17 protein-coding genes are annotated in these 20,986 nt (G+C 58.7%); 13 read left to right on the top strand and 4 right to left on the bottom strand.

The features are described 5' to 3' along the window. Positions 1-46 precede the first annotated feature (46 nt). The gene (locus tag AU182_RS09975; protein WP_227718209.1) at positions 47-2,734 is read right to left on the bottom strand and encodes an HAD-IC family P-type ATPase; all 2,688 of its coding nucleotides are present in this window, start codon (positions 2,732-2,734) and stop codon (positions 47-49) included. 207 nt (positions 2,735-2,941) lie between these two features. Here AU182_RS09975 and AU182_RS09970 point away from each other — a divergent pair, with 207 nt between their 5' ends. From AU182_RS09970 to AU182_RS09955, 4 genes are all read left to right on the top strand, one after another. Further along, a complete protein-coding gene (locus AU182_RS09970) occupies positions 2,942-3,658 on the top strand; it encodes an ABC transporter ATP-binding protein (protein ID WP_066964406.1) in 717 nt (238 codons plus the stop codon). Positions 3,659-3,664: 6 nt separating this feature from the next. Further along, a complete protein-coding gene (locus tag AU182_RS09965; RefSeq protein WP_227718208.1) occupies positions 3,665-6,061 on the top strand; it encodes an ABC transporter permease in 2,397 nt (798 codons plus the stop codon). A gap of 83 nt (positions 6,062-6,144) precedes the next feature. Next, positions 6,145-7,371 (top strand): efflux RND transporter periplasmic adaptor subunit, encoded by a 1,227-nt coding sequence (locus AU182_RS09960; RefSeq protein ID WP_066964403.1) that lies wholly within the window; start codon positions 6,145-6,147, stop codon positions 7,369-7,371. A gap of 251 nt (positions 7,372-7,622) precedes the next feature. Next, a complete protein-coding gene (locus AU182_RS09955) occupies positions 7,623-8,498 on the top strand; it encodes a mechanosensitive ion channel family protein (protein WP_066964400.1) in 876 nt (291 codons plus the stop codon). A 15-nt stretch (positions 8,499-8,513) separates the two neighbouring features. On the opposite strand, the gene AU182_RS09950 is transcribed toward AU182_RS09955, so the two are convergent. Beyond that, entirely contained in the window at positions 8,514-8,717 is a 204-nt protein-coding gene (locus tag AU182_RS09950; RefSeq protein WP_227718310.1) for a zf-HC2 domain-containing protein, read from the bottom strand. Beyond that, entirely contained in the window at positions 8,717-9,427 is a 711-nt protein-coding gene (locus AU182_RS09945; protein ID WP_066964394.1) for an RNA polymerase factor sigma-70, read from the bottom strand. Before AU182_RS09945 ends, AU182_RS09950 begins: the two co-directional genes overlap by 1 nt. A gap of 301 nt (positions 9,428-9,728) precedes the next feature. Here AU182_RS09945 and modA point away from each other — a divergent pair, with 301 nt between their 5' ends. The 9 genes from modA to arsH all read left to right on the top strand — a co-directional run bounded on the left by modA (position 9,729) and on the right by arsH (position 18,642). After that, positions 9,729-10,583, top strand: coding sequence for a molybdate ABC transporter substrate-binding protein (gene modA / locus AU182_RS09940; RefSeq protein ID WP_227718207.1), 855 nt, complete (start codon positions 9,729-9,731; stop codon positions 10,581-10,583). After that, a complete protein-coding gene (gene modB, locus AU182_RS09935) occupies positions 10,573-11,265 on the top strand; it encodes a molybdate ABC transporter permease subunit (protein ID WP_066964386.1) in 693 nt (230 codons plus the stop codon). Before modA ends, modB begins: the two co-directional genes overlap by 11 nt. After that, the gene (modC, locus tag AU182_RS09930; protein WP_082859347.1) at positions 11,255-12,406 is read left to right on the top strand and encodes a molybdenum ABC transporter ATP-binding protein; all 1,152 of its coding nucleotides are present in this window, start codon (positions 11,255-11,257) and stop codon (positions 12,404-12,406) included. The genes modB and modC overlap by 11 nt, the downstream gene beginning before the upstream one ends. 385 nt (positions 12,407-12,791) lie before the next feature. Further along, positions 12,792-14,894, top strand: coding sequence for a carboxy terminal-processing peptidase (locus tag AU182_RS09925; protein WP_066964383.1), 2,103 nt, complete (start codon positions 12,792-12,794; stop codon positions 14,892-14,894). Between the two features lie 118 nt (positions 14,895-15,012). After that, entirely contained in the window at positions 15,013-15,828 is an 816-nt protein-coding gene (gene xthA / locus AU182_RS09920; RefSeq protein ID WP_066964382.1) for an exodeoxyribonuclease III, read from the top strand. Positions 15,829-16,027: 199 nt separating this feature from the next. Next, a complete protein-coding gene (locus AU182_RS09915; RefSeq protein WP_066964379.1) occupies positions 16,028-16,396 on the top strand; it encodes a metalloregulator ArsR/SmtB family transcription factor in 369 nt (122 codons plus the stop codon). A gap of 17 nt (positions 16,397-16,413) precedes the next feature. Beyond that, complete coding sequence (locus AU182_RS09910; RefSeq protein ID WP_066964375.1) at positions 16,414-16,890, top strand: arsenate reductase ArsC; 477 nt, start codon at positions 16,414-16,416, stop codon at positions 16,888-16,890. A 2-nt stretch (positions 16,891-16,892) separates the two neighbouring features. Beyond that, a complete protein-coding gene (gene arsB / locus AU182_RS09905) occupies positions 16,893-17,933 on the top strand; it encodes an ACR3 family arsenite efflux transporter (protein ID WP_066964372.1) in 1,041 nt (346 codons plus the stop codon). A 4-nt stretch (positions 17,934-17,937) separates the two neighbouring features. Further along, the gene (arsH, locus tag AU182_RS09900) at positions 17,938-18,642 is read left to right on the top strand and encodes an arsenical resistance protein ArsH (protein WP_066967859.1); all 705 of its coding nucleotides are present in this window, start codon (positions 17,938-17,940) and stop codon (positions 18,640-18,642) included. Positions 18,643-18,730: 88 nt separating this feature from the next. Here arsH and AU182_RS09895 read toward each other — a convergent pair whose 3' ends face one another. Beyond that, positions 18,731-20,935: a hybrid sensor histidine kinase/response regulator gene (locus tag AU182_RS09895; RefSeq protein WP_066964369.1), complete on the bottom strand. Its 2,205-nt coding sequence runs from the start codon at positions 20,933-20,935 to the stop codon at positions 18,731-18,733. Positions 20,936-20,986 lie beyond the last annotated feature (51 nt).

Genomic DNA, 20,986 nt, shown 5'->3' with positions numbered 1-20,986 from the left:
ATCGGTCACTCTTGGGAGGAAATAGATGACAATGTGCCTGCGATGGCTAACGCCAGCTGCGGGTAAAACGTAGCAGCAGCTCCATCGCCAGCACTTGCAGTAGCGCAATCGCCAGCAATGCGGTCCACTGCACGGCACTGACCGGTGATACACCGAGCACTTCCTGCATCAAGGGTGAATACAGGCAAAGGATGTGGATGCCCTGCGCAGCCAGGGTGCCCAGCAACAAAATCGGGTTGGAAAAAAATGGCTGATGAAAAATTGAACGGTGCTCTGACCGGCTATTGAATACCTGTACATTTTCAAACAGTACCATTAACAACAGGACACTGTTGCGCGCCGCCTCCACCTCCCAACCGTGCTGTAGCAGCCAGTAAAAACTGGTGAACGCAAGCCCGCCCATCACCACGCCCGACACCAGCACACGACGTAGCATCACGGGATTGAACAGGGATTCCTGCGGCGGCCGTGGTGCCCGTCGCATTTCATCGCCTTCACCCGGCTCCAGGGCGAGCCCCACATTCTGAATACTGTTGGTAACCAGGTTCAGCCACAGCAGCTGCACCGCCGTCAGCGGCAGTGGCATGCCGAAAATCGTGCTGAGAATAAACAACACCACTTCGGCCGCGCCGGTAGAAATCAGGAAGAAGATCACCTTGCGGATATTTCGGTAGGCAATCCGGCCCTCCTCGATACCCGCCACCACCGAGGCGAAGTTATCATCGGTCAACAGAACGTCAGCGGATTCTTTCGCCACTTCCGTGCCCTGCTCCCCCATGGCCACACCCACGTGCGCGCTGCTTAGTGCCGGTGCGTCATTCACGCCGTCGCCGGTCACTGCCACAAACTGCCCCTGACGCTGTAGCGACTGGACGATGGTGAGTTTCTGTTCCGGCGACACCCGCGCGTAAACCCGCGTATCTGCGGTGAGCGCATCCAGTGCCCCTGCTCCCTGTGCCTCCGCCCGCGCCAGCTCTATGCCGGTCACCGGCTTGTCTTCATTGTCAGCCAAGCTCAATTCCTGCGCGATGGAGAGCGCCGTGCGCGGATGATCGCCGGTGACCATACACACATGAATACCGGCGGCCCGGCACTGGGCGATTGCGGCCGCAGCCTCCGGGCGCAAGGGATCGAACATGCCTACCAGTCCCAGCAGACATAGCCCGCGCAGGTTTTCCGGGACAAAGTGATCGGCCGCGCCGCCCTCCCCATCGGCAAATGCCAGCACCCGTGCGCCCTGCTCGGCAAGGCGTGCCATCGCCGATAGCGCCAGGTCTGCATCCAATGGTCGATCACCATCGATTGTGGCCATGCGCTCGCACATGGGCAGCAGTTTCTCCAGCGCGCCTTTGACGCAAATCAACGTACCTTGCCCCTGAGCTTTGGAATGCAGTGTCGCGGCAAAGCCGAGCGCGGGTTCGTAGTGTATCTGTGCCTGCTGCGGCCACTGCGCTTCGAGCGCGCGGCGCGTCAAACCCACCTTGTGCGCCATCACCAACAGGGCCTGATCCACCGCATCGCCACTGCTGTGCCACTCCCCATTTTCGAGTGGACGTAACTCCGCTTCGTTACACAGCGCCGCCACCGTGGCAAGGCGTGTCACACGGGTATCGCCATGCTCGGGTAACTCCGCGGCTGAGGGCAATTTACCGCCATCAATGGTGACGCTCACATCGTCACAGAACGCAATTTTGCGTGCCGTCAGATGGTTCTCGGTCAGGGTGCCGGTCTTGTCCGTTGCGATCACGGTACAGGAGCCCAGGCTCTCAATCGCGACCAGCTTGCGCACGATCACATGGCGCTTGACCATGCGCCGTGTGCCGACCGAGAGCACCAGTGTCAGGGCCATCGGCAGGCCCTCGGGAATTGCCGACACCGCGAGGGCCACGGCCGTCATAAAGATCACCATTGGATCCGTATTGCGGGCAATCTCTATCGCCGCCAACACGGCGATGGCCACCAGTAGTGCAATGGTCAGCTTTTTACTGAAACGATCAATACGCTGGAACAGGGGTGGCGTGGCTGCCTGTGCGACTTCCATGGTCTGGCTGAGCTTGCCCATCTCTGTGCGCAAACCCGTAGCGGTCACCAGCGCGCGGCCACGGCCGGCGGCAACCAGGGTGCCCGCATAGCAGAGGTTGATTCGCTCGGCTATCGGTGAGCGCGGGTCGCAGAGCAATTCGCTATTTTTGAACACCGGCAGGGACTCGCCGGTAAGTACCGATTCGTCCACTTCCAGGCCATCCGATTCCAGCAAGCGCATATCCGCGGGGACCCGGTCCCCCGAGCTCAGTAAAACCTGATCACCCGGTACCAGATTCTCCGCGGAAATTTCCGAAACCTCGCCGTCGCGTACCACCCGTGTACGAATGACCATCAACCTGCGCAGGGCCTGGGCGCTGCGGTTGGCGTGGCTTTCCTGCAGCGCGCCGATCAGTGCATTCAGCAGCAGAATCAACCCAATGAAAGAGGCATCCGCATACTTTCCGGCCACCAGTGATACCACCATCGCCGCCAGTAACACATAAATCAGTGGGCTGATGAATTGGCGGACGAACAGACGCAGGAATCCCGTCAGCCGCGGATGAGGCAGTGTGTTGGCACCGTATTGATCGAGGCGCAGGGAAGCTTCGGTATCACTCAACCCCGACCGTCCACTGTGCAGGCGAGTTGTGGCCTCCTCTGCGGTCAGGTGATGCCACGGATCCATGTGATCAGAAACGGGATTACGCATTATGTTGTTGTTAGCTAGGTGTCACAGGCGGCAGGAACCAACCATTACCTGCAAAAATAGCAGCACCCGGATCATATACACGGTCTTGTAACCCGAAGGTGTGCTGCCCCACCCTATATTCTTTGGGCGGCTTGCAGTAACCAGGCCGCATATACTGATATAACTGCTGGGTGGTGCACTGGACTATTCCGACAATCGGAGCCCTTGATGAAAGAAGACAAGTATCCAGCGATTCGCGCAGAGGGCCTCACCAAAACCTACGGAAGTGGCGAGTCCACCGTATACGCGCTGCGGGGGGTGAGCCTTTCCGTGTTGCGCGGCGAGATGGTCGTGCTGCTGGGCCCTTCGGGCAGTGGCAAATCCACCCTGCTGAATATCCTCGGGGGTCTCGACTCACCTTCTGCGGGCCAGGTATTTTTCGACCAGGACGAGTTGACCGGGTTCGATGATCGCCATCTGACGCAGTTCCGCCGCGAATATGTGGGCTTCGTCTTCCAGTTTTACAACCTGATCCCGAGCCTCACGGCACGGGAAAACGTCGCGCTGGTGACCGAAATCGCGCGGGAGCCGATGACGCCGGAGCAGGCCCTGGAACTGGTGGGGCTGGGCAAACGAATGGATCACTTCCCCGCGCAGCTGTCCGGTGGTGAGCAACAGCGTGTTGCCATCGCCCGCGCGATCGCAAAGCAGCCCCGCGTTCTGTTGTGCGACGAGCCCACCGGCGCACTCGACAGTAAAACCGGCATTGTCGTGCTCGAGGCCATCGCGCGGGTCAACCGCGAATTGGGCACCACCACCATGGTGATCACCCATAACGCGGCCATCGCGAACATGGCGGATCGAATCCTGACCATGGGAGACGGCCAGATACAGCACACCGCACTCAATGCGCACCCCTGCGCGCCGGCAGAGCTCAGCTGGTAACGGTCGGTGATCGAGTTTCTGCGACCACTGGACCGCAAGCTCGCGCGCGACCTCTGGGCCATTAAGGGCCAGGCGTTGGCCATTGCGGTTGTGATTGGCTGCGGTATCGGCATGTACCTGATGTCGAAAGGTATGTTGGCGTCATTGGCCGATACCCGCGCGGCCTACTACGAACGCTACCGCTTTGCCGACGTGTGGGCGCCGGTGAAACGTGCGCCGAACGCACAGCTCTCCCATATCACCGAACTGCCCGGTGTACGGCGCGCGGAAACCCGCATCCGCGCCGGTGTGATTCTCGATGTCACGGGCGCTGCCGCGCCGATCACCGGTGAAATACAGTCCCTGCCGGTCATCCGCGGGCCCCATATCAACGACTTTGTGTTGCGTCGCGGGCGCTATCCCGATCCGGTACGCGAAGAAGAAGTGCTCGCGCTGGAGGCCTTTGCGGAGGCCCACAATCTGCAACCCGGTGATCACGTCCATGCGATCCTCAATGGCACAAAAAAACAACTGACCATCAGCGGTATTGCCCTGTCCCCGGAGTACGTCTACGCGATTTCGCCGGGAGAAATAGTGCCCGACAAGAAACGCTTCGGGGTGTTGTGGATGAACCGCGAGGCGCTCGCCAATGCCTTTGATCTGGACGGCGCATTCAATGAAGTGGTGCTGCTGACCTCGACCGGAGAACAGCAGGACGCTTTGCTCGACCAGCTCGACTTGCTACTCAAACGCTATGGCGCCACCGGAGCATACGGGCGGGATCAGCAGATTTCCGACCAGTTCCTCACCAATGAGATCGACCAGCTGGAAACCATGGGGCGCCTGTTGCCGCCCATCTTTTTATTGGTGGCTGCCTTTCTTCTGAATGTGGTCATTGGCCGGCTGGTAGATACCGAGCGGGAGCAGATCGGGCTGCTCAAGGCCTTCGGCTATAGCAACCGCACCGTTGCCCTGCACTACCTGAAAATGATCGGGGCCATTACCGCTCTGGGTATCGTGATCGGCATCGCGCTGGGCTTGTGGCTCGGGCACGGTCTGGCGCGCATGTACATGGACTACTTCAAGTTCCCGTTTCTTCTGTTTCGCGCGCCGCCCGATGTCTATCTGGCAGGTATCGGTTTCAGCGTGCTGGTTTCTGCCGCCGGTACCTTTACCGCCGTACGTAAGGTGGTGCGCTTGGACCCGGCGGTGGCGATGGTGCCGCCGCCGCCACCGGATTACAGCCGTTCCGGCCACTGGTTTGGCGCGCTCACCCACCGTCTCGAACGGGCGGCCCGCGGTATCGACCAGCCTTCGCGGATGATTCTGCGGCACCTTTATCGCTGGCCAAAGCGCGCGGCCATGACCTGTATCGGCATCGCTATGTCGATGGGGCTACTGATCGGCTCCAGCTTTTCCCTCGACGCGATGATGGTGATGGTGGACGTCAGCTTTAACGTGATTGATCGCCAGGATGTGACGGTCAACTTCGTCGAGCCGCGCAATATCCGCGCGGTCGAGGATGTGCTGCACGCCCCGGGGGCTCTGAGTGCTGAGCCCTTCCGTGCCATTCCCGCGGTATTGCGCAATGGCCCCCGCAACCGTCGCGAAGCGGTTATCGGGCTCACACCAGACGCGGAGTTGAGCCGCGTGGTGGATACCAATTTGAACCCTGTCCCGCTGCCGGACTTTGGCATCGTGCTGTCAGACAAACTGGCGGAGCTGCTGGATATCACGACCGGTGAGACCCTGCGGCTGGAGGTGCGTACCGGGCGGCGCCCCGAGGTCGATGTGGTAGTGAGCGGGATCGTGAAGACCTATATGGGCACCAGCGCCTACATGGACCTTGCAGAAATGAACCGGATGATGCGCGACGACGCAATAATTTCCGGCACCTACCTGCTTATTGACCCTGAACAGACCGATGCGTTTTACCGCGCACTCAAGAACACCCCGGTGGTCGCCGGGGTCAGTTTGCAGGAACAGGCGCAGGATGCGTTTTACGAAACACTGCAGGAAAGCCTCGGCACCTTTGTGTTTTTCAATACCCTGTTTGCAGGCCTGATCGCGCTTGGGGTGGTGTACAACAGCGCACGGATATCGCTCTCGGAACGGGGGCGGGAGCTCGCCAGCTTACGGGTGCTTGGACTGACCCGCGGGGAGGTTTCGTATATTCTGCTGGGAGAACTGGCATTACTTACGGTGTGCGCCCTGCCGTTGGGGGCGCTGCTGGGCTACCTGCTCGCCTGGACGCTGGTGCAGTCGTTCAGCACCGAACTGTTCCGAATTCCGTTGATCATCAGCCCTTCTACCTATGGGTATGCCGCGCTGGTGGTGCTGCTTTCGGCGCTGGCCTCGAGTCTGCTGGTGCACCGACGTATTCAGCAGCTTGACCTGATCGCGGTACTGAAAACCCGGGAGTAAGCTAGCGGTGCTTTGTAGCGGGACGGTAAAGAATCAGGCACCCGGCAAAAAAGTAGGACCAAGGGGGAAAACACAGAAGCGCTATGGGCCACAAACTGTTCAAACGTATCACCGGTCTGCTGATTGTACTCGGCCTGCTGGCGTTCTTTATCTACGCATTTTCCCCCAAACCGGTACCGGTCGATATGACCGAGGTCTCCCGCGGGCCGATGCAGGTTGCCGTTTCCGATGAGGGCTACACCCGGGTGCACGATGTGTTTGTGGTGTCGGCACCGGTCACCGGCTACCTGCTGCGCATACAGCGCGAAGTGGGCGATGCAGTAGAAACCGGCGCTACACCACTGGTGGAATTACTGCCCACACATCCGCAGTTCCTCGACGAGCGTGGGCGCAGCCAGGCGCAGGCGGCAATCCGCAGTGCCGAGGCGGCTCTGAAGCTTTCCAGCGCGGAGCGCCGGGATGCGGAAGCCCGGCTTAATTTTGCCCGCGCTGACGCCAGGCGCGCGCGCAAGCTGGCGACCAAGGGTCACATATCCCAAGTGGAAGTCGAGCGCATTGAGCTGGCACTGGACAGCGCCGAGGCTGCCCGGGATACCGCCCGCGCCGCCGAAGGGGTAAGTCAGAGCGAGCTCGAAAATGCCCGTGCGGCCTTGATCGAGCCCCAGCCGGGGGCACCCTTGATGCGCAAGGAAAAGCTCGTCCAGGTTACCGCCCCGGTTTCCGGGCGTGTACTGCGGCTGCTGCAGGAAAGTGAGCGCGTGGTACCGGTGGGCACACCGCTGCTGGAAATCGGCAACCCCGCTGAACTGGAAATTGTCATCGACCTGCTCTCCCGGGATGCCGTGCGCGTGCAGCCGGGCGCACCGGTCAAGATCACCAACTGGGGGGGCGATGCGCCACTGCATGGGCGGGTGCGGCTTATCGAGCCCTTTGGGTTTACCAAGATCTCGGCACTGGGTATTGAAGAGCAGCGGGTCAATGTGATCGTGGATTTTGTGGACCCGAAAGACACCTGGTCACGGCTGGGACACGGTTACCGGGTGGACGCTGCCATTGAAACCTGGCGCGCTGACGATGTGGTACAGGTACCGACTGGCGCCCTCTTCCGCCACCAGAAATCCTGGGCATTGTTTCGGGTCATCGGTGGCCGCGCGGTGCGCACGGAAATAGAGGTTGGCCACAATAACGGGCAAATGGCCGAAGTACTGTCGGGGGTGACCCCCGGCGAAGTCGTCGTCCTCCACCCCAGTGAACGGATTGCGGACGGTGTGAAGGTGGCGCGGCGCGCGCAGCCAGGGTCGGCGTTGTAATATCAGGATAGTACCGCTGCATTATCGCGCCGCCGCTTCCGTTGGGTCCCCCGGCCCGGGGTTGATCCACAAAACAGGTCGCTCCCGGTTGCGGCAATTTCATCGACTCGGATACACTCCCGCCAAATTTCACCCGGACCTGGTTCCGGCACGCCATAATTTTCAAAGATTCCGCCGTTCGGGATACCCGCGAGCCTGCGCTTGGCGCGGGCGATAACGGCCGTCCCCTGCACAGCATTACCGAGCCCCCGATGAATACTGAAGTCTTGCGCCAATTCCTCGAAAACAAACTGGCCTGGAGCCTGCTGCTCCTTGTGGTGGTTCTGGTGTTTCGCTACCTGCTGGCGTCCCTGTTTCGCCGCTCCAGCTGGCAGCGGCAGGATATTCGCCGCCGGGTGCATATGGTGCACAACTTCGCCAACCTGGCCATTGTCATCGGCCTGTTTGCCATCTGGGTTTCCGAGCTGCGCGACTTTGCCTTATCCATCGCCGCATTCTCCGTGGCGATCGTGATCGCCCTACGGGATGTGGTGGCGTGTCTGGTCGGGGGTATTTACCAGGCGAGCATGCGCTCGTTTACCATCGGCGACTGGGTGCGTATCGGCGATCAGTTTGGGGAGGTCATCGACAATAATTGGCTGAGTACCACGCTGCTGGAAATCGACCCGCACGGTCTCGGTAACGGCTATACCGGTACCACACTGTACGTGCCCAACAATGTGTTCTTTACCCAGCCGGTGAAGAACCTAAACTTTATGCGGCGCTATATCGAGCACAAGTTTTCCATTGTGCGCGAGAGCAAGGGCAAGAATCCGTTCGACATCAAACCGTTTATTACCGAGCGGGTGCTGGAGCACTGCGAATCGTTCAAAGAGGTTGCCGAGCGTTACTGCAAATTGATCGAAAGCCGTATGGGGGTCGACCTGGCAGGCACCGAACCCAAGATCAAAGTCAGCACCAGCGAGTTAGGCCACGATGTACTGACCATTACCCTATTCTGTCCGCGGGAAGACGCCTCAGAAATCGAGCAGAAAGTGACGGAGGATTACTACCGGTTCTGGTACGGGGATGCCGACCAGAGCCTGGAATCCTCCGCTGGCATCAAGGCGGGTGCCAAGGCCGGGTGAAAACACGGTTTCCGCTCAGTGCGATTCACGGTCATCGGATGCGGGGGGCTCGCCTTTGGCATAGCGCCTGGAAATCGTGCGCAGGGAATCCATCTGTGTCGAAAAGTTCCTGCACGCTTTGCACAGCATCAGGTGAAACCGCAGGCTGAATTTTTCTCGGCGGCTCAGTGGGCGCTCCTGCTGCAGGGACAGTAGCTGCGTCGCCTGTTTACAATTCATCACTGGCGCTCTCCTTGTTTCGTTAGGCCGGTGTCGCTTGCCTTCCCGCTGGCCGACGCCTGGAACCAGCTGTTTTCCAGACACTCCCGCAAACGCAGCCGCGCGCGATACAGCAATACGTGAAGATTGCTGGTGGAAAGGCCCAACTGATCGCAGATCTCATGGGACTCCAGCTCGATGAACTCGCGCATCATAAATACGCGGGCCTGCTTCTCGGGCAGCCCGTTCAGGCAAGCATCAAACACCCGCCAGAAGTGGTCGCTCTGAACACCGCCCTGCGGACCGCTCCAGCTGGTGGGACGCTCGGCGCGGTGCCAGTGCCCATTGGCGTTGAACAGGCCATCCATCATTGCCTGATCCTGCTGCTCGGTGTCGCCCAGCTCGCTGGTGGCGATGACCCGCTGACGGTAGCGCAAGATGTCGGCAATCTTGTACTTGAGAATTGAAAATACCCAGGTGCGCAGGGCCGACTGGCGAGCGAACGAATCTGCATTCTTGAGCGCCCCCGCGAGCGCTTCCTGTACCGCGTCTTCCGCCTGGTGCTCATCGCGCAGCTGGAGCGTGGCAAAGCGGATCATCTGATTGCGTAACGCCTCCAGAAATTGCGGATCGGAAAGCGACTGGGCATCGGCATTCTGGGCAGCCCCGCCGGCAGAGTTTGCTGAACGGTCGGGCGCGGAGCTACCGGGCGCAGAAGAGTTGTCGGGCATCGTTTGTTGGCTCAGTCAATACGCAACAATATCCATGCACGGCTCTAAGGCCGCATATAGATGGCGACGATAAGGATGAGTCGATCGACTCGCGGGTTTCTTACAACCCGCGAGCCGTGACTTACCTCACCGGGATGCGGGCCATTAAAACCCAGACACTTTCCCACTGTAAACCGCGCAGGCAGCTGTTCCATGACACGTGCAAACAGCGGCGCGCAGAGGTTGCGAACTGCCGGCGCATCGTCAACCATAGAGCCAATGCCGGGTGCACCGGCTTCTCTTGTGGTCAATGAGTAGATCGATGGATAGGCAGCTCCACACCCACCGACGACGTCCCTTGTGGGGCAAGCGCAGCATGAAAGCGCGAATGGTAGCCTTGGTTGCCGGCGTGTTAACCATGCTCTCCGCGGCTGCAGCCCACTCGCGGGAAGTGACCATCGCGGTCGCCTCCAATTTCACCGCGCCCATGCAGGCCATCGTCGCGCGCTATGAGGCACGCAGCCAGCAACGGATAAAACTGGTCTTTGGTTCTTCTGGCAAAATCTACGCGCAGATTCGGTATGGGGCACCGTTCGATGCATTTTTCTCCGCCGATCAGGAGAAGCCCGAGCGTCTCATTGATGAGGGGCTGGCGGAACCCAATTCGCGCATCACTTACGCCGAGGGGAGACTGGCGGTGTGGTCCCGGCATGAGAACCTGCCAGAAAACATTGAGGTACTCCTGAAAACCGCGCAATTTGACAGGCTCGCCCTCGCCAACCCGAAACTCGCGCCTTATGGAACCGCAGCCCGGCAAGTACTGCACAACCTGCAGCTGGACGCGCGCACTCGCAGCCGCTGGGTACAGGGGGAGAATATTTCCCAGACCTACCAATTCGTCGCCAGCGGCAATGCCGATCTTGGGTTTGTTGCACTGTCTCAGATCATGCGCGACGGTGAGATAGTCGTGGGTTCTGCCTGGGTGGTACCGCAATCGCTGCATACACCCGTCAGGCAGGACGCGGTCATTCTCACGCGCGCGGCCGACAACTCCGTGCTGGCCGATTTCTGGCGCTATATGCAGGGGGCTGAGGTGGAGACTCTGCTGGCTTCTTACGGATACGCGAGGCGTCAGGCGGCAACGCCTTCTCGGAAGGAAGACACCTATGCTGAGTGAGTCTGACCTGGGTGCGATCTGGTTAACCCTGCGTCTCGCTACCACCGTCACTATCCTGTTACTGCTGCTGGGCACACCGCTGGCGTTATGGCTGGCCCGAACCCGTTCGGTAATACGAGGACCGGTGAGTGCGCTGGTGGCATTACCTCTGGTGCTACCGCCCACCGTACTGGGCTTTTACCTGCTGGTCTTTATGGGCCCCGATGGGCCCATGGGAAAACTGACCGAAGCGCTCGGGCTGGGTACGCTGCCATTCACTTTCTGGGGGCTGGTTATTGCTTCCCTGCTCTACTCGCTGCCGTTCGTTGTGCAGCCTATTCAAAATGCCATCGAGGCACAGGGGCAGCGCCACACGGAGGTGGCAGCAACATTGCGGGCCGGGCCATGGGATACCTTCTGGCATGTCACCCTGCCCCTGGCAAGGCCGGGCATCATTACCGCAGCCGTGCTGGGCTTCGCGCACACCGTGGGTGAGTTTGGCGTCGTACTGATGATCGGCGGCAATATTCCCGGCAAAACCCGGGTGGTTTCAGTACAGATTTACGATCACGTGGAAGCACTGGAATACACCCAGGCACACTGGCTCTCGGCCACGATGGTCGGATTTTCCTTTGCGGTGTTACTCCTGCTGTATCTGCTGCAGCACCGCAACGCTGCCCGGGGATTGCGCTATGGCGTCTGAGCCGATGTCGAGCAGAGGGATTCGCGGGCATTTTCACCTGCCACGGGACGCCGGTGGCGGCCGCGCGCCCTTCTCCCTGAATGTGCAGCTGAATCTGCCGGGAAGTGGCGTAACCGGGATCTTCGGCCCCTCCGGTTGCGGCAAAACCACCCTGCTCCGCTGTATTGCGGGGCTGCAACCCTGCGCGAACGGCAGTCTTGCCGTTAATGGTGAGGTATGGCAACCCTCGGACAAACCAAAGGAGGCGCTGCCGGTGCACCGCCGGCCACTGGGATTTGTGTTTCAACAACCGAGCCTGCTCCCACATTTGAACGCCGAACAAAACCTGCATTTCGCGCGCAAGCGTGCCTGGCAAACCGTATCCGATGCCGAGTACCGCAACACTATTGATCTATTGGGGATTGAACACCTGTTGTCGCAGCGACCGGGCGCGCTGTCTGGCGGCGAGCAGCAAAGAGTCGCCATTGCCCGCGCGCTGTTGATCAAACCCCGCGTACTGTTGATGGATGAGCCGCTGGCTTCTCTCGACCAGATGCGCAAGCGGGAAATTCTCCCCTATCTCGAAAAGCTGCACCGCGCGCTCGACATCCCGATTCTGTATGTGAGCCACTCGATCGAGGAAATCGCGCGGCTCGCCGACCACCTTTTACTGATGGATAACGGAACCATCACCGACGAAGGCCCGGCCACTACGTTGCTGTCCCGCGAGGATTTTCCGGCACCGCTCGGAGACGATCTGGGTGTGCTGCTGGAAGCCAACATCGCGCAGCGGGACCGCCAGTGGAATCTGCTCAGGGCAGATTTTGACGGCGGTAGCCTGTGGCTGCGGGATAGTGGCGAAGCCGTTGGGGATTCGATTCGGGTGCGCGTGCTCGCACGGGACATCAGCCTGACCCGGGGCGAGGATACGCAATCCAGTATCCTCAACCGCTTGCCGGTAGAGGTAGAGGAGATCTCTGCCGATCGTGATCCAGCTTTGGTACTGCTTCGTCTGAAACCACAATCCACCTCCCCAGGGCCCAGCGAAGCGGCGGTATCACGCCTGATCGCACGCATCACCCGCCGTTCCGCCCATCAGCTGTCCGTATACCCCGGAAGTCGATTGTGGGCGCAGATCAAATCTGTGGCCATCGTGCGTTAATCAGTCATCAACAGAAGCCAGCCTCACCTCGATTGGCCCATGGTGACTCGTCGGACTCGGGCTAGAGCGCGGCTATTGAGCGCAAAATAGGGGCAATTGGCCGCTATAGCCGGTGACTGTCCGTTTTATGAGCGATTTTTTGTTTCACCTGTTGCGGGCATTCGGCAACCAGTGATTCGGTCATCGTAGTTTGACGGGTAAAGCATCCTTAAAGTCACCGCATTGAGGGCACCTTTCGCCTTGTTAATGAAGCAATTCATGCCTTTCGGAGCTTTCAGCCTTTATACTTGTCCTAAGCTATAAGTCGCCACTGCTCCGGAAGACCACGTCCGGCCGAGAATAAACAGTGGGACGCCTTGATGTAGGACGTATAAAGAGACTCCTTATGCTTAGCAATCGAATAGCCGCACTGATTTCCGGCCTTTCCTTCTCTCTCCTGGTACTGGTTTCGCCAGTTTCCCTGGCCGACAACGAAGATCTCAAGCCGCACGAAGACCATGGTGCCACGGCCCGTGAGATCGTCAGCAAGCTCGAGATGCTGCACTACAACAAGCTCAAGGTGGGCGACGAAATGTCCACCGGGCTGTGGGACGAGTACATTGATGGTCTCGACCCGACCAAAAGTTACTTCCTGTCATCAGACATCAGTGAGTTTCGCCAGTGGCGCAACAAGCTGGATGACGATCTCAAGGCCGGTAACGTGGACCGCGGTTTCGAGATCTATAACCGCTACCGCCTGCGCATTTCTGATCGCCTGAACAACATTCTCTCGCAACTGGAAAACGGCCTGCCGAAGTTCGACTTCACCAAGGACGAGTTTCTGGAGCTTGATCGCGAAAAGAGCGAATGGCCCCAGTCCATCAGTGCCGCGGACGACCTGTGGCGCAAGCGCCTCAAGTCGAGCGTGCTGAACCTGCGCCTGACCGGTAAGAGCGATGACGAAATCGCCGATTTGCTGAAGCGCCGCTATAAAGGTCAGCTCAAGCGCCTCAGCCAGCAGAATTCGGACGATGTGTTTGAGTTGTATATGAACTCCCTCACCCGCCTGTACGACCCGCACAGTAATTACCTTTCCCCGCGCTCGCTGGAAAACTTCAACATGAGCATGTCGCTGTCCCTTGAGGGCATTGGCGCTGTATTGCAGATGGAAGATGAATACACCAAGGTTGCGCGCCTGGTGGCTGGCGGACCGGCGGATCGTACCGGCAAAATCAAGCCGAACGACAAAATCGTGGCCGTTGGCCAGGATGAAGAGGGTGAGATGGTGGATGTTGTGGGCTGGCGCCTCGACGACGTGGTCGACCTGATTCGCGGCTCGGCGGGCACGTTTGTACGTCTTGAAACCATCCCCACCGGTGGCGATGGTACCCATCGCACCATCCTGATCAAGCGCAGCAAGGTAAAACTCGAAGACCAGGCGGCAAAGAAAGCCATCTTTGAGTTCTCCGACGGCGAGGAAAACTTCAAGGTGGGGGTGATCAATCTGCCGACCTTCTACATCGACTTTGAAGCCTACCGACGCAGAGACCCGAATTACAAAAGCACCACCCGCGACGTGGCCCGGTTACTGGACGAACTGCAGAAAGAAGGCGTGGACGGCATTATTCTCGACCTGCGCAACAACGGCGGCGGCTCCCTGCAGGAAGCCACCATGCTCACCGACCTGTTTATTGACCAGGGCCCGGTGGTGCAGATCCGGCACGCCAACGAGCAGATTTCCCGCCACAACCGCTCGCGCTCGCGCGCCATGTACCGCGGCCCCCTGGTCGTGCTGATCAACCGCCTCTCGGCGTCGGCTTCGGAGATTTTTGCCGGTGCCATTCAGGACTACAACCGCGGTCTGGTGGTGGGCAATCAGTCTTTCGGTAAAGGTACGGTGCAGACCATGGCACCACTGAAAGACGGCCAGCTGAAAATCACCCAGTCCAAGTTCTATCGCGTATCTGGCGACAGCACCCAGCACGCGGGCGTATCGCCGGACATCAGCATGCCCCAGCTGATCGATAGCGAGAGCGTCGGCGAGAGTGCGTACGACACCGCTCTGCCCTGGGATCGTATTCACGCCGTTCGCCACGCGAAATATTTCAACCTGAAAGAAATGGTGCCGGACCTGGTGCGCAAACACGACAAGCGCACCGAATCCGATCCAGATTTCATCTACCTGCGGGCACAGTTCGATCATCAGACCGAGCGCGCCAATCGCAAGTCCGTTTCCCTGAATGAACAAGCCCGTATTCAGGAGCGGGAACAGATGAATCAGGAAATGCTCGCGCTGGAAAATCGTCGCCGTGAAGCCAAGGGGCTCGAACCCTATGAGAGCTTTGAGGCGCTGGAAAAGAGCGAGTCCGAAGATGTAGAGCCTGTCGGCGGCCCCGTGGAAATCACCCTAGAGGACGACCCGGTGTTGAATGAAGCGGGCTACATCATGGCGGACTTTATCGGCCTAAAAAAGCGCGCTAGCTCACCGCAGGTTGCGAACTTCGACTAACCGCCTGCGCTGAGCAAACTACAGGCCGGTCACTTTACTGGCCAATAATGATTGCAAACCGAGCCCGTTATTTCCTGGAATAGCGGGCTTCGGTTTTTATGATTTCCGGGGAGGGAAAATGAAAGTAGTATCCTTTAACGTCAACAGCATTCGCGCACGCTTGCACCAGATGGAAGCGCTGGTCGAAAGCCAATCTCCCGATATTATCGGGCTACAGGAAACCAAGGTCACCGACGAAGACTTTCCTGTCGACGTCATTCGCGACCTGGGCTACGAAGTCATTTACTTCGGCCAGAAGACCCACTACGGGGTTGCCCTGCTCTCCCGTTATCCGTTTATCAAGAAGCAATACGGTTTCCCAACTGACCCGGAAGATGCACAGCGTCGCATGGTGGTCGGGCAGTTTGATATCGGTGCAGACCAGCCGCTCACCGTGCTGAACGGCTACTTTCCCCAGGGGGAAAGCCGGGAGCACCCGATTAAATTTCCGGCCAAACAAAAATACTACGCGGATCTCGAAAGCTACCTGAATACCGAGTGCGACAATCAGGCACCCGTGCTGTTAATCGGCGACATGAATATCTCGCCTACGGATCTCGACATTGGTATCGGCGAGGCCAATCGCAAACGCTGGCTGCGCGATGGCAAGTGCAGCTTCCTGCCGGAAGAGCGTGAGTGGCTGCAAAAAATCCACGACTGGGGGCTGGTGGATACCTTCCGTGCCCAGAACCCGGAGACTGACGACCTGTTTAGCTGGTTCGACTACCGCAGCCGCGGGTTTGACCGGGAGCCGCGCCGCGGCCTACGTATTGACCTGATTATGGCCTCGAAAGTACTGGCCGATAAGTGCGTTGCCACTGGGATCGATTACGATATCCGCGGTATGGAACGCCCTTCGGACCACGCACCGGTATGGGCAGAGTTCGACATCTGACCCCTTTCGGGTCCATACCCTGTTGAGGCGGATCGTCGATCCGCCTCGGCGCCTTCTCTCAACACCAGCCTCGCCTCCCGCCAAACCTGCGTCCCCCTCCAATAAGCCCCAGCGTCCCGGGCCAGACACAAAAAACATACGATATTCCATATATTCGATTTTTCGAATATCATGCCGCTGGACCAACCGGAGCCACGCTTTGAATCCTGTCGCCTTTTACAAATGTCTCGCAGATGACACCCGTCTACGCAGCCTGTTGCTGATCGCCCATGAAGGGGAGCTGTGCGTTTGCGAGTTGATGGAAGCCCTGTCGCTAAGTCAGCCAAAGATCTCGCGGCACCTGGCGCAGTTGCGGCAATGCGCACTGTTGAACGACCGGCGGCAGGGCCAGTGGGTGTTCTACAGCCTCAACCCATCACTACCAGAATGGGCCCGGCAGGTGCTGGAAACCACCCTTGCCGAAAACGTTACCTTTATTTCCGATAACGTCCAGGCCCTGGCACAGCTACAGCAACGCCCTGCGCGGGAAGCGCGGTGCTGCCCATCGAGAGAGAACAATGAACAATGAATGAACACGGGAAATCCATGAAGCTTCTGTTTATCTGCACCCACAACCGTTGCCGCAGTATTCTGAGTGAGGCCATCACCAATCACTATGGACAGGGGCGACTGGAAGCGCGCAGTGCGGGCAGCCAGCCCTCCGGTGAGGTACACCCCCTGTCCCTGCAGTTTCTCGCAGAGCAAGGCATTCCTACCGACGGTCTTGCCAGCAAGTCGTGGGACGACCTCGATGGCTGGACACCGGATGCGGTCATCACCGTGTGCGACAGCGCCGCAGGCGAGGCCTGCCCGATCTGGCTCAACGATACCGTTAAAGTGCATTGGGGATTGTCCGATCCTTCCAAGCTCGAAGGCAGTGATGCGCACAAGGCCGAGGCGTTTCGCCAAACCATTGGAAAAATTAAGCACCGTGTAGAACGGATGCTGGGCGCACGCGTCGATGAGCAACGAGGTAATAAGTTGCGTGAAGCACTGACCGGACTGTCAACAGAGGAAGAGTGATCGTGGGTATTTTTGAACGCTATCTTTCCCTCTGGGTTGGCCTTTGTATTCTCGCAGGGCTTCTGCTCGGCAATCTTGCGCCCGACGTATTCCAGTCCATCGCAGGCCTGGAAGTCGCCCATGTCAATCTACCCGTGGCTATTTTTATCTGGCTGATGATCTACCCCATGATGGTGCAGGTGGATTTTTCCTCGATCCGCCATGTGGGCGACAAGCCGAAGGGCCTCGCGCTCACCCTCGTGGTGAACTGGCTGATCAAACCGTTCACCATGGCCGCGTTGGGCTGGCTGTTCTTTCGCGTCATTTTTGCCGATCTTGTGGATCCGCAAACGGCGCAAGAGTACATCGCCGGCATGATTCTCCTGGGGGTAGCCCCCTGCACGGCCATGGTATTCGTGTGGAGCCAGCTTACCCGGGGTGATGCGAACTACACCTTGGTGCAGGTCTCGGTCAACGATGTGATCATGATCTTTGCGTTTGCACCCATCGCAGCGCTGCTGCTGGGCGTCAGCGATATCACCGTACCGTGGGATACCTTAGTGCTTTCTACGGTGCTGTACGTTTTGCTTCCGCTGATTGCGGGTGTACTCACCCGCCGCGCACTGGATTCCGCCAATGATCACAGCCGGTTGAATGCATTTTTGGCGAAAGTAAAACCGCTCTCCATCGGAGGGCTGTTAGCGACGGTCGTACTCCTGTTTGGGTTCCAGGCGCAGACCATCATTGAAAACCCACTCGCCATCGTACTAATCGCCATTCCATTATTGATACAGACGTATGGCATTTTTGCCATCAGCTATGCAGCAGCGCGCAGTATGCGGCTCCCGCATAACATTGCGGCACCCGCCTGCATGATTGGCACATCCAATTTCTTTGAGCTCGCCGTCGCCGTCGCCATTTCCCTGTTTGGCCTGCACTCGGGCGCGGCGCTCGCGACAGTGGTTGGGGTGCTTGTTGAGGTCCCGGTCATGTTGTCGCTGGTCGCTTTTGCCAATCGGACGCGCCACTGGTTTAAACAGAGTGAAGAATCCTATGAACACTGACCAGATGCCAAATCTTGATAACACCTGTTTCCACCTTACTGATCACGAGCAGTTGCAGGCACCCATTCGCGATACGCGGCCGAAAATTCTGCTGCTGTATGGATCCTTGCGAAAGCGCTCGTTCAGCCGCCTGGCGGCGGAAGAGGCACAGAGAATTCTCGAAGCACTCGGCGCGGAAACCAAGATTTTCAATCCGTCTGGATTGCCACTGCCGGATGATGCCGATGCGGAACACCCGAAGGTAAAAGAGTTGCGTGAGCTCGCCAGCTGGAGCGATGGTATGGTGTGGTCATCCCCGGAGCGGCACGGTGCCATGACCGGGATCATGAAAACGCAGATTGACTGGATCCCACTGGCGCTGGAAGGTGTTAGGCCCACCCAGGGAAAGACACTCGCGGTCATGCAGGTGTGCGGTGGCTCCCAGTCGTTCAATGCGGTTAACCAGATGCGCATCCTCGGTCGCTGGATGCGGATGGTTACCATCCCCAACCAGTCATCCGTGCCCAAGGCGTGGCTGGAATTTGATGATGATGACCGAATGAAGCCGTCCTCCTTCTATGATCGTATCGTGGACGTCATGGAGGAACTGATGAAGTTCACCCTGCTTTTGAAAGACAAGCGAGACTACTTCACTGATCGGTATTCCGAGCGAAAGGAAACCAGTGACGAATTCCGCAAACGCATCGACCAGCGTGCGCAAGAGAAATAAAAAAAGGCCTGTCGATCGACAGGCCTTTTGATTTTGTCCCTCTAGCGCGCGTCAACAGCGCGCCCTGCTCAACCGTCGCGCCCCCAGTCTACTCTCCCAACCATCGCTCGAGGGTTTCCGCGAGACTGTCTTTACTCAAGGGCTTGGTGAGGTAGTCGTCCATACCCGCAGCCAGGCAGCGCCCTTCAAACTGTTCTTCCGTGGTACTGGTCAAGGCTACAATCGGCAAGCGATCGTCCGGAGAATACTCACTCTCCCAGTGCCGCAGCTGCTCAATAATTTCTGCGCTGTGTACGGTATTCTGCTGGCAATCCACCAGCAACAGGTCGTAGCTGTTATCCGGCAGGCGGACCAGCGCATCTTCTACTGCCGCGACAACTTCCACCTGATAACCAAGTGTCTGCAGCATTTCTTCCGTCACGCCGAGGTGCTGCCGGGATTCCTCAATCAGCAGGAGCCTGCGCTTGCGGTTCACTTCTGCGTTAGAGCCCACAACCCGGCGACTGGCCTTCTTGATGCCGCCGAACAAGCGGATTACCACCGCGTCATGGACCTCCTTGCGAGTTACCGGGCGCGCCAGATACTGCGCTTCAGGCTCAACCGCCGCCAGTGGGCCAAACTCCAGTTTGTGGCCATAACCACCCAGGCACAGCAGCGGGAATTTCTTGGGTGCACTTCCCGTCGAGCTGATCACCTGGGTAACGCCACTCAGCATACGGCCGTCGCCCATCGCGGGGGCCAGCACAACAAGCTGCCCACGGTCCATCGCTTGCAGGAGGTGATCCATGGGCTCGGTACTGCCGTCATCCCAGTGCTTGCTGACCACTTCCATACCGAAGGACTGAAGCATCTGCACGATACCGCTAACAAACAGTCCCTTTTGGTGAAGAACCAGAACCTCAGTGTCCTGCAACCGGCGATCGGGTTGCAGGTAAATGCGCTGATTGGGCTCAATCGCAAATTTAATCACCGCCTGATAGCGGTTGCCGTCCGCAGAAGAGTGCAGTTGCAGATACCCGCCCATCGCCTCTGCGAGCCCCTTGGCGATGTTCAGCCCAAGACCGGTTGTGACCTGCGTGGTGTCCATGCGCGAGAAGGCACCAAACAGTTCGGATTCATCCGGCAGAATCTCACCATCACCGCTGTCCACGAGCTTGAGTGTGAGCTGCCCTTCTTCCGCGCTGAGTGGCTCAAAACTGGCTTCGCCCCAGAGCTCGCCACTTTGCGCGATGACTGTAGCGGAATCTACCAGGTTACGAATCAGCTGCGCGGTTTTGCGATTGTCCCCGGTGACCATTACCGGCAGGTCGTCACTGATCTGGAAATTGAATTCCAGGCGCTGTCGCTGGGCGGAACGCGCGGCAAACTTGAACGCTTTTTCCATGGTGCGCACCAGATTGAATGGCGCGTGGCGCAATTGAATGTCCTTGCGGGCAACCCGGGTGAACATTCCCACGTTATCGACAAGCTTCAACTGCTGGTTGCTGGCATTCTTCGCAAGACGCACCCATTCCCGCTGGCGATCCGAGAGCCGGTCACCCTCCAGCAGCGCCAGCGCGCCCAGGGTATCGGATAGCTGACTGCGGAACTCCTGGCCGACGTTGGCCAGAAACTCATTCGTCACCTCAACCGCGGCCTCCGAGTGCTTGCGGGCAGCCGCCAGATTGCTGGCCTTCTGCTGCAACGCCTGCATCGCCGCCACCCGGTCCCAGTAGTTTTCCGACTCGCGCCGCGCCTGGTGGGCCATCAACCAGACAAATGCCAATGTCAGTGCACCGTAAATGGCACCGAGTATGTCAGCGGTCAGGAATCCCTGTATTGCGGCTGGGACCAGTGATCCGGCAAGGAACCAGGTGAGAAAACGGTGATAGGGGGAAAACACCGAAGCCACACTTGCGCAGAAAACAACCGTATAGATCCACAAAAACTGCGTTGCCGGCGCAAAACCGAGCAGGAAAACGTGACAGAGCAAAATCAGGCCCCACCACACCGCGCCCAGGGTGGACGCCAGGAAATAGCGATGGCGCCAGCGCTTGGGGCCGGTCGCATACAGGTTTTCAAAGCGAAAAACGTAGTAACCCCGCACCATGGTCAGGAGTACCAGCACGATAGCCAGCACCAGAACCAACTTGGGGTGTGTGGTACGGAGATCGCTGATCGCGATCGCTACCGCGAAGGCCACCAGGCTGAATAACATCCCACGACGCGAATACTTGGCAATGCGCGTATCCGTGTTGCGACAGACCCGCCGATCCTTCTGGACCTTGAGTTCGGGGTGATCAAATAACGGCATAAGAAATTCCGGCAAACGCTCCCTGTGACCGATGGGCTTGAGGAGGTGCTG

The sequence above is a fragment of the Microbulbifer sp. Q7 genome (genome assembly GCF_001639145.1).
Classification (GTDB): Bacteria; Pseudomonadota; Gammaproteobacteria; order Pseudomonadales; family Cellvibrionaceae; genus Microbulbifer.
Note: the sequence above shows the minus strand (reverse complement) of the source record. Positions and strands in the feature narration are given on the sequence as shown.

What these genes read in the sequence shown, in the direction of transcription:
- AU182_RS09950 (WP_227718310.1), bottom strand. Translation starts at nt 8,717, where the DNA reads ATGAATTGTAAACAGGCGACGCAGCTACTGTCCCTGCAGCAGGAGCGC.
- AU182_RS09925 (WP_066964383.1), top strand. Translation starts at nt 12,792, where the DNA reads ATGCTTAGCAATCGAATAGCCGCACTGATTTCCGGCCTTTCCTTCTCT.
- AU182_RS09910 (WP_066964375.1), top strand. Translation starts at nt 16,414, where the DNA reads ATGAAGCTTCTGTTTATCTGCACCCACAACCGTTGCCGCAGTATTCTG.
- AU182_RS09970 (WP_066964406.1), top strand. Translation starts at nt 2,942, where the DNA reads ATGAAAGAAGACAAGTATCCAGCGATTCGCGCAGAGGGCCTCACCAAA.
- modB (WP_066964386.1), top strand. Translation starts at nt 10,573, where the DNA reads ATGCTGAGTGAGTCTGACCTGGGTGCGATCTGGTTAACCCTGCGTCTC.
- AU182_RS09955 (WP_066964400.1), top strand. Translation starts at nt 7,623, where the DNA reads ATGAATACTGAAGTCTTGCGCCAATTCCTCGAAAACAAACTGGCCTGG.
- xthA (WP_066964382.1), top strand. Translation starts at nt 15,013, where the DNA reads ATGAAAGTAGTATCCTTTAACGTCAACAGCATTCGCGCACGCTTGCAC.
- AU182_RS09960 (WP_066964403.1), top strand. Translation starts at nt 6,145, where the DNA reads ATGGGCCACAAACTGTTCAAACGTATCACCGGTCTGCTGATTGTACTC.
- AU182_RS09975 (WP_227718209.1), bottom strand. Translation starts at nt 2,734, where the DNA reads ATGCGTAATCCCGTTTCTGATCACATGGATCCGTGGCATCACCTGACC.
- AU182_RS09895 (WP_066964369.1), bottom strand. Translation starts at nt 20,935, where the DNA reads ATGCCGTTATTTGATCACCCCGAACTCAAGGTCCAGAAGGATCGGCGG.
- modC (WP_082859347.1), top strand. Translation starts at nt 11,255, where the DNA reads ATGGCGTCTGAGCCGATGTCGAGCAGAGGGATTCGCGGGCATTTTCAC.
- arsH (WP_066967859.1), top strand. Translation starts at nt 17,938, where the DNA reads ATGCCAAATCTTGATAACACCTGTTTCCACCTTACTGATCACGAGCAG.
- modA (WP_227718207.1), top strand. Translation starts at nt 9,729, where the DNA reads ATGGATAGGCAGCTCCACACCCACCGACGACGTCCCTTGTGGGGCAAG.
- AU182_RS09945 (WP_066964394.1), bottom strand. Translation starts at nt 9,427, where the DNA reads ATGCCCGACAACTCTTCTGCGCCCGGTAGCTCCGCGCCCGACCGTTCA.